This window comes from Anaerosporobacter sp., from assembly GCF_965301125.1.
The window spans coordinates 1-6,781 of record NZ_CBDLAM010000193.1; the positions used below are offsets into that span (position 1 = coordinate 1).

Below are 6,781 nucleotides of genomic sequence, written 5' to 3' on the forward strand. Positions count from 1 at the left end.
AACAAAGGGTTATGGGTTACCTTTATCAACCTAAATATATTATATAAGGAGAAGTCATGATAACAAAAGGGATTACAATGCAGACTACAGTGATAGGAGCGGAGAAGGGAAATAAAACCTTTGAAATCAGAAAAAAGTGGAATGAAAAAGGAAAAAAAGCCTTGGTAATAGAGCTGTAACCTACCATCATGGTAGATTTTCCTATGGCACTTGATGTTTCCACTATGCATTTGCTGAACCATGCAGAGGAACTGGGTTGGGGAGAAATTCGAATTGTTAACTTGTATCCACAGGTATTTGTAAGAAAACCTACTGTAGCTCAACTGGAAGAGAACCACGAAAATTTGGAATACATCAGAGATATACTGACCAGCAAGGAGATGGGAGAATATGATATCGTGATAGCTTGGGGAACCAGTCTGTCCACTCACGCTACTACAAAGCATATAAAGAAAAAGATACTAAAAATGATTCAGGAACAAGGCTTGGAACTACAGACAAAGCATATAGTAGTGGATAGAATGGATACAAAAAAGCAAGTGGGAACCCATCCGTTGTTCTTGGGGTTGCGTTACAGTGATGTTGTCTGGAAGTTAGAAACCCATCCTGTAAAAAGTGACTTGAAACAGGAAACAGTAGAGAAAAAAGAACCCAAAGCAACAAGAAAAACGAAAGGCTGTGAGTAAGGAGAATGTATTACAAGATAAGCAATAAATTGGATATAGAATTATTGAGAGAAATGGAAACATTACTTTCAGAAAGCTATAGTGTCTATAAAACTGTCATGGAGAGAATGGAGTTCTATCTGGATTTGTTGGAAAGGAACTATGGGAAACATAGGAATTTTGAATCGGAGGGAAGCTTTCTGCTACTGTTTACAAATCTAAACAGTAAAAAGGAAAGACAACGAATTTTGGAGTATTATGGATTGAAAGAGGATGAGGCAGAGGTTCGAGAAATCATTTGTGAGGATGAAAAGAATTCGATAGAATGGGGAGAAGAACTGTATGTTTTGACAGAATTCCATATCATTCTGTTCTATCCACGAAAGAAAGAAGAAAACAGGTGAGAAATATGGATTATTATGGATTAGAAAAAGGGCGATATGAAACAAAGAGGATACATAACGAACTGCCACTGGAATATAGGGTTTTCCTCTGGAAACTAATTGCCCAACTTCAAAACAATAAAGAGATTTCTTTGGACTATCTACAAATATTTGAGTTCTCCAGTCATCTGGGTGAAGATGGACATATACAGAAAATTACTCATAGACAGGAAAAGCCAGAGTATAAAGCTGTATATGAAATATCTCTGGAGGGAACATCATTGGAGAAAAGTTCTATACAGGGAAAAGTCTACTGCATAGATGAGGCAGAATACTGCATCATGTTGTGGGCAGAGGAGCATTGAGGAAGGAGAAAAGGAATATGAAATTAGTGTTACTGGGAATGTTTACAGGAGTGGTTGTGATTACAATGACAGAATTGATGGTTGGATAGGAAGGAAGTGAAGGACATGGAGGCAATGCTTTTTCTAATGGGATTTACCAGTATGGTTTCAGTGTATGAAATTGCAAAATCAGGGAAATCAAACAAGACAAATCAGCTTCTTAGAAATTTGCAAAAAATGAATAAGGTATAATAATTAATGAAAGGTAATATTGATTAATAATAAATGAAGCGGTGTCTACAATAAAAAGTAGATGCCGCTTTTTGTAAGGGATAATTCATGTCAAGTAGACTAATCTTCGTTTTTAAATGGTACATACTCCAGCAGGTATACAAGATTATCAAAAGAAGATGATAAGTACAAGGAAGAAAGCAATAGTATTATAATGCAAAAAATTCTTTTACAAAAATTTGTAGCAGAGAATTTTTCGAATTATGACCTTTTGGAGTTTTGTGACGATGGTTATACCGGAACAAATTTTGAACGTCCCAGCATACAGAATATGTTGGAGATGGTAAGAGATTCAAAAATAAACTGTATTATAGTAAAGGACTTTTCGAGATTTGCAAGAGATTATATAGAATTAGGTTCTTATCTTGAACAGATATTTCCGTTTATGGGAGTAAGATTTATTTCCGTAAATGACCATTATGACAGCAAGGATTACAATGAAAGTATCGCAGATATAGATGTGAATTTTAAGAACCTGCTGTATGACTTGTATAGTAAGGATTTGTCACAGAAGGTACGCTCCTCGCTGGCAGTTAGAAAAGAGCAGGGGCAGTATATAAGTGGGAATTGCCCTTTTGGTTATGAGAAAGATCCAAATGACAGGCACGCTTTGCTAATTGCGGAAGATGAAGCAGATGTTGTCAGACGTATTTTTTCTTTGACTATGGAGGGATATACATCTACTGAAATAACGAGACTGTTCAATGAAACGGGAGTAAAAACGCCCATAGAATTTATTATTGAAAAGGGTAAAACAAGCAGAGTTCCAAAAGGAGAGCAGTTTCTGTGGGGAAACAGTACCATATGCCAGATATTAAGGAATGAAATATATATAGGGAACATTGTGCAGAAAAAATATACAAAGGACTTTGTTGGTGGAAAGAATCACTTAAATCCTCGTGAGGATTGGCTGATTACCTATAATCATCATGAACCGATTATTGATAAGGAAGTTTTTGATAAAGTACAGGAAGGAAGGGGAATAAAAAGAAAACCTCCATACAATCCAACACATCCTCTTATTGGTAAGGCTGTTTGTGGTTGTTGTAAAAAGAATTTGCGTTATCGCAGAGGACTTAATCCGTATTTTAGCTGTCATTATCGTTACTCAAATGCAATGGAAAACTGTGTGGATAATTGAAAAAAAGTTCAAAAAAAGTGTTTGCAACTACTTGACAGGAGAGGGGGGTTGGTGTTATTATAATGCCGGTCTGATATGAAAGAATTAGTCAAAAACAAGATTAGAGAACTTATAAGTAAGCAATCAGAAAAAGTAAGTAGAGTATATACATAGAATTTGTTGTAATATCCCATAATTTGGTTACCAGATTACAAGGAGGCAGACGATTGAAAGAGAACAAACATAGAAAAAACAATAACAAATGTTATGTTATGCTATACATATTTTTTGGAATAATCTTTTTAATTGCAGCGTATCAATTAGGCAACTATTATCTTGATTCTGCCAAAGAAAAGCAGGAAGCGGACAACCTCGCATCTGAGGTTATCGTATGGGAGAAGCCGGACAAAGAGAGTGAAATCCCAGATCGTCAGAATGAAGAATCATCTGCGGAATCACAGGAATCGAAAGAAGAGTCGGTAATCCCTGAGTCCATAGATTTTAATAAGCTGTGGGAAGAAAACGAAGAAATTAGGGCGTGGCTTTACTGTCCGGATACCGTCATAAGCTATCCTGTAGTGCACACCACAGATAACGATAAGTATCTCAGGAAAAATCTTGCATTACAATACAGCAATGCAGGAACCCTTTTCATTGAAACGAAAAACAATCCGGATTTCAGTGACTGGAATACCATTATTTATGGTCACAACATGAAAAATGGTTCCATGTTTAAGACCATTACCTATTATGGGGAGGAAGCCTATTACAAGGAACATCCGGTAATGTACCTTTATACAGCGGAGAAAAAGTATGAAATACAGTTAATCGCAGGGTGCGTAGTAGATGCTGCGGAATCAGAGATTTATCAGCTAGGACTTGGAGAAGACAGTGGAAGCAATTCACAGGAAAAACAAAACCTTCTGGATAAGCTGATAAAGAAATCCACCTTTACATCCGCTCAAACATACACAGCGGCTGACCATTTCGTGACCTTATCCACTTGTTTCTATGAATATGAGAATGCCAGATATGTACTGATTGGAAAGCTGGTAGAATGGTAGAGGAAAGAAAATACTATTGTAAAAATAGGACTTTTGTGCTATATTAGACCATGAAAATAAGTTCATCTTCTAGGAAATAGAGAAGATGATTTTCAATTTTTAAGAATTTAAAGGAAGGGAGTAGACAGCGGATGAATCAAGGAATAAATAAATTTATTTATTTATTTATTTATTTATGGTATCCGTATGTCCACAGAGCAAGAAGGTGGCTCCGTTTCTTTCTTGTACCCAAAATTCAGTAAAGCATACTTTTTCGTTGGGAAAACGGGGAGGTATGCTTTTTTGCGTGTAAGGAATTAGGAGATTCTGGAGAGTAGTGGGAGGTGTTGTTAAATGAAATATTCACTTATTGAGTAGGTGTGAATATGGTAAGTCGGCAGAAGTAATCGCTCTGTTGCGCAAATGATAAAAATATGATTACAGATTGGAAAGGAAAATGTTATGAAACAACTAAAGAAAAAAATAGTAAGTTTGTTGCTGGCAGTTATCATGATTGTGGGAATGATACCGACAACCATGGTATCAGCAGTAACAACCAATGTTATTGACTATAAAGAGATTCAGAAACTGGAATATACCCTGACCAGAACGAAAGATAACGGATATATGGTAGAAGTACCTGGCGGCGTGCCAGAGGGTACAGAGCTAATACTTGCAACTATTAAGAATGAGATTCTCACCCAGCTTGGTAGTGGAGTTAACGTTTATAAGGAATTGTTAAAGCCGCTTGGTAATATTTATCTTGGTGAAGTCCCTGAACAGTGTGTTATAGATACTGAAGCGTTTATAATAAAAAATCAAATCACTTCAGGTGAGATTTTTGAGCTGGATGAGTCAATGAAAAATAGTATTGGGGAGGGGTGTCTGATTGCTATTGCAGAATCTGAAGAGCATTGCCCACTTTACTTCATGGGCGTGAGCGGGGGTGATTTAGGAGTAGGACAGTCTACTGGTAATGCTTTGATATCAGAAGAGCAGGAACAACTTACCGACAAATATACTCCTTACACAGTAACCTTTGATGCCAACGGACAGGGTACAGCTCCAACTGCACAGCAGGTTACTGAAATTGACAAAGCAACCAAGCCTGCAGAACTTACAGCAGAGGGTTACACCTTCGGTGGCTGGTATACCGATGCTGAATGCACAAACGAATACAATTTTGATAGCCTGGTTACAAGCGATATTACCCTTTACGCTAAGTGGACTGTAAATGTGTCCAACGAGCCGGGCACCAATGTTATTGACTACAAAGAGATTCAGAAACTGGAATATACCCTGACCAGAACGAAAGATAACGGATATATGGTAGAAGTACCTGGCGGCGTGCCAGAGGGTACAGAGCTAATACTTGCAACTATTAAGAATGAGATTCTCACCCAGCTTGGTAGTGGAGTTAACGTTTATAAGGAATTGTTAAAGCCGCTTGGTAATATTTATCTTGGTGAAGTCCCTGAACAGTGTGTTATAGATACTGAAGCGTTTATAATAAAAAATCAAATCACTTCAGGTGAGATTTTTGAGCTGGATGAGTCAATGAAAAATAGTATTGGGGAGGGGTGTCTGATTGCTATTGCAGAATCTGAAGAGCATTGCCCACTTTACTTCATGGGCGTGAGCGGGGGTGATTTAGGAGTAGGACAGTCTACTGGTAATGCTTTGATATCAGAAGAGCAGGAACAACTTACCGACAAATATACTCCTTACACAGTAACCTTTGATGCCAACGGACAGGGTACAGCTCCAACTGCACAGCAGGTTACTGAAATTGACAAAGCAACCAAGCCTGCAGAACTTACAGCAGAGGGTTACACCTTCGGTGGCTGGTATACCGATGCTGAATGCACAAACGAATACAATTTTGATAGCCTGGTTACAAGCGATATTACCCTTTACGCTAAGTGGACTGTAAATGCACCTTCCACACCTCCTGATAGCAATCCAGATACAGACGATAGCAATCCAGACACAGATGCTACTAATCCAGACACTGGCTCTAGCAAGCCAAACACTTATGACTTGACCGTAACCGTAACGGATAATAACGGCAATCCTGTGACCGATGTCACAATAACCATCGGTACAACTCCTGCAACCCCTCAGGATGGTGGTGGGTACACGTTTACAGATTTAAGCACTGGCGAGTACAATGTAGTTGTAAAACAAGGCGACAAGACCATGACCGCCTATGTGAATATTACCGACAAAAACGCAGCGATTTCTGTGAAACTCCCAGCAAAGGATACAAGCTCTGTTGTTGAAGTAAAACCTGCGGAAACAGGTGCTATGTCTACACCAAATATCGTGGTTAATGGTTTGGATATAGTAGCCGACGCACTTAACACTGGAGTAGGAGATAAGGTTAAAGTAGAGCTGACGGTGGAAAGTAAAGTGGTTACCAACGTAGAAGAAACTGCTAAGAATGCCATTACCGCTGCAGCAGACAAGGATAAATTGGATTTCCTGGATCTTCAGGTGCTGAAAACTGTAAATAGTGGAACAGCAACCAACATCACGGACACTGGTTCTGCGTTGGAGATTATTGTTCCATATGAGACTGCAGGTAAGTATGACATCACTGCTTACCGTCACCATGAGGGACAGCCTGTACAGATGAATAAGCTAGATGCACGTCCTGCCGATAACTTTGAGGATGGAACTTTCTATGTAGGAGATGGCTTCGTTGTAATCTACGCACAGAAATTCTCTACCTATGCCATCGGGTATGACGAATCTGCTTCCAAACCGGGCACAACACCAGGTGAAGGCACAACACCAGGTGAAGGCACAACACCAGGTGAAGGCACAACACCAGATGCAGACACAACACCAGATACAGACACAACACCAGATAAAGACACAACAACTGTTAAATAGACAACTACTTATAGAGTGCCAGATACTGATAAAAAGA

Annotated in this window: 8 protein-coding genes and 1 pseudogene; all 9 read left to right on the forward strand. The window is 38.7% G+C overall.

Translation table 11 applies throughout. From position 1 onward, the window contains the following. Window positions 1–56 precede the first annotated feature (56 nt). Window positions 57–179: a hypothetical protein gene (locus ACW2QF_RS16275; protein ID WP_455717065.1), complete on the forward strand. Its 123-nt coding sequence runs from the start codon at window positions 57–59 to the stop codon at window positions 177–179. 24 nt (window positions 180–203) lie between these two features. Further along, on the forward strand, window positions 204–686 hold the full coding sequence (locus tag ACW2QF_RS16280; protein ID WP_455717066.1) for a DUF1643 domain-containing protein: 483 nt from the start codon (window positions 204–206) through the stop codon (window positions 684–686). 5 nt (window positions 687–691) lie between these two features. Continuing rightward, window positions 692–1,069 carry a hypothetical protein gene (locus ACW2QF_RS16285; RefSeq protein WP_455717067.1) on the forward strand — a complete coding sequence of 126 codons (378 nt, stop codon included), beginning with the start codon at window positions 692–694 and terminating at the stop codon, window positions 1,067–1,069. Between the two features lie 5 nt (window positions 1,070–1,074). After that, complete coding sequence (locus tag ACW2QF_RS16290) at window positions 1,075–1,413, forward strand: DUF960 family protein (RefSeq protein WP_455717068.1); 339 nt, start codon at window positions 1,075–1,077, stop codon at window positions 1,411–1,413. A gap of 105 nt (window positions 1,414–1,518) precedes the next feature. Then, window positions 1,519–1,644 carry a hypothetical protein gene (locus ACW2QF_RS16295; protein WP_455717069.1) on the forward strand — a complete coding sequence of 42 codons (126 nt, stop codon included), beginning with the start codon at window positions 1,519–1,521 and terminating at the stop codon, window positions 1,642–1,644. A gap of 148 nt (window positions 1,645–1,792) precedes the next feature. After that, a pseudogene (locus tag ACW2QF_RS16300) lies at window positions 1,793–2,227 on the forward strand (recombinase family protein); the annotation flags it as partial. Window positions 2,228–2,293: 66 nt separating this feature from the next. Beyond that, on the forward strand, window positions 2,294–2,824 hold the full coding sequence (locus ACW2QF_RS16305) for a recombinase family protein (RefSeq protein WP_455717071.1): 531 nt from the start codon (window positions 2,294–2,296) through the stop codon (window positions 2,822–2,824). Window positions 2,825–3,030: 206 nt separating this feature from the next. After that, on the forward strand, window positions 3,031–3,867 hold the full coding sequence (srtB, locus tag ACW2QF_RS16310; protein ID WP_455717070.1) for a class B sortase: 837 nt from the start codon (window positions 3,031–3,033) through the stop codon (window positions 3,865–3,867). A gap of 501 nt (window positions 3,868–4,368) precedes the next feature. Next, window positions 4,369–6,744, forward strand: coding sequence for an InlB B-repeat-containing protein (locus tag ACW2QF_RS16315; protein WP_455717072.1), 2,376 nt, complete (start codon window positions 4,369–4,371; stop codon window positions 6,742–6,744). The last annotated feature ends 37 nt before the right edge of the window (window positions 6,745–6,781 follow it).

Excerpts from the sequence above, each read along its gene's own strand:
- ACW2QF_RS16275 (WP_455717065.1), top strand. The coding sequence starts at position 57 with ATGATAACAAAAGGGATTACAATGCAGACTACAGTGATAGGAGCGGAG.
- ACW2QF_RS16280 (WP_455717066.1), top strand. The coding sequence starts at position 204 with ATGGCACTTGATGTTTCCACTATGCATTTGCTGAACCATGCAGAGGAA.
- ACW2QF_RS16285 (WP_455717067.1), top strand. The coding sequence starts at position 692 with ATGTATTACAAGATAAGCAATAAATTGGATATAGAATTATTGAGAGAA.
- ACW2QF_RS16290 (WP_455717068.1), top strand. The coding sequence starts at position 1,075 with ATGGATTATTATGGATTAGAAAAAGGGCGATATGAAACAAAGAGGATA.
- ACW2QF_RS16295 (WP_455717069.1), top strand. The coding sequence starts at position 1,519 with ATGGAGGCAATGCTTTTTCTAATGGGATTTACCAGTATGGTTTCAGTG.
- ACW2QF_RS16315 (WP_455717072.1), top strand. The coding sequence starts at position 4,369 with ATGATACCGACAACCATGGTATCAGCAGTAACAACCAATGTTATTGAC.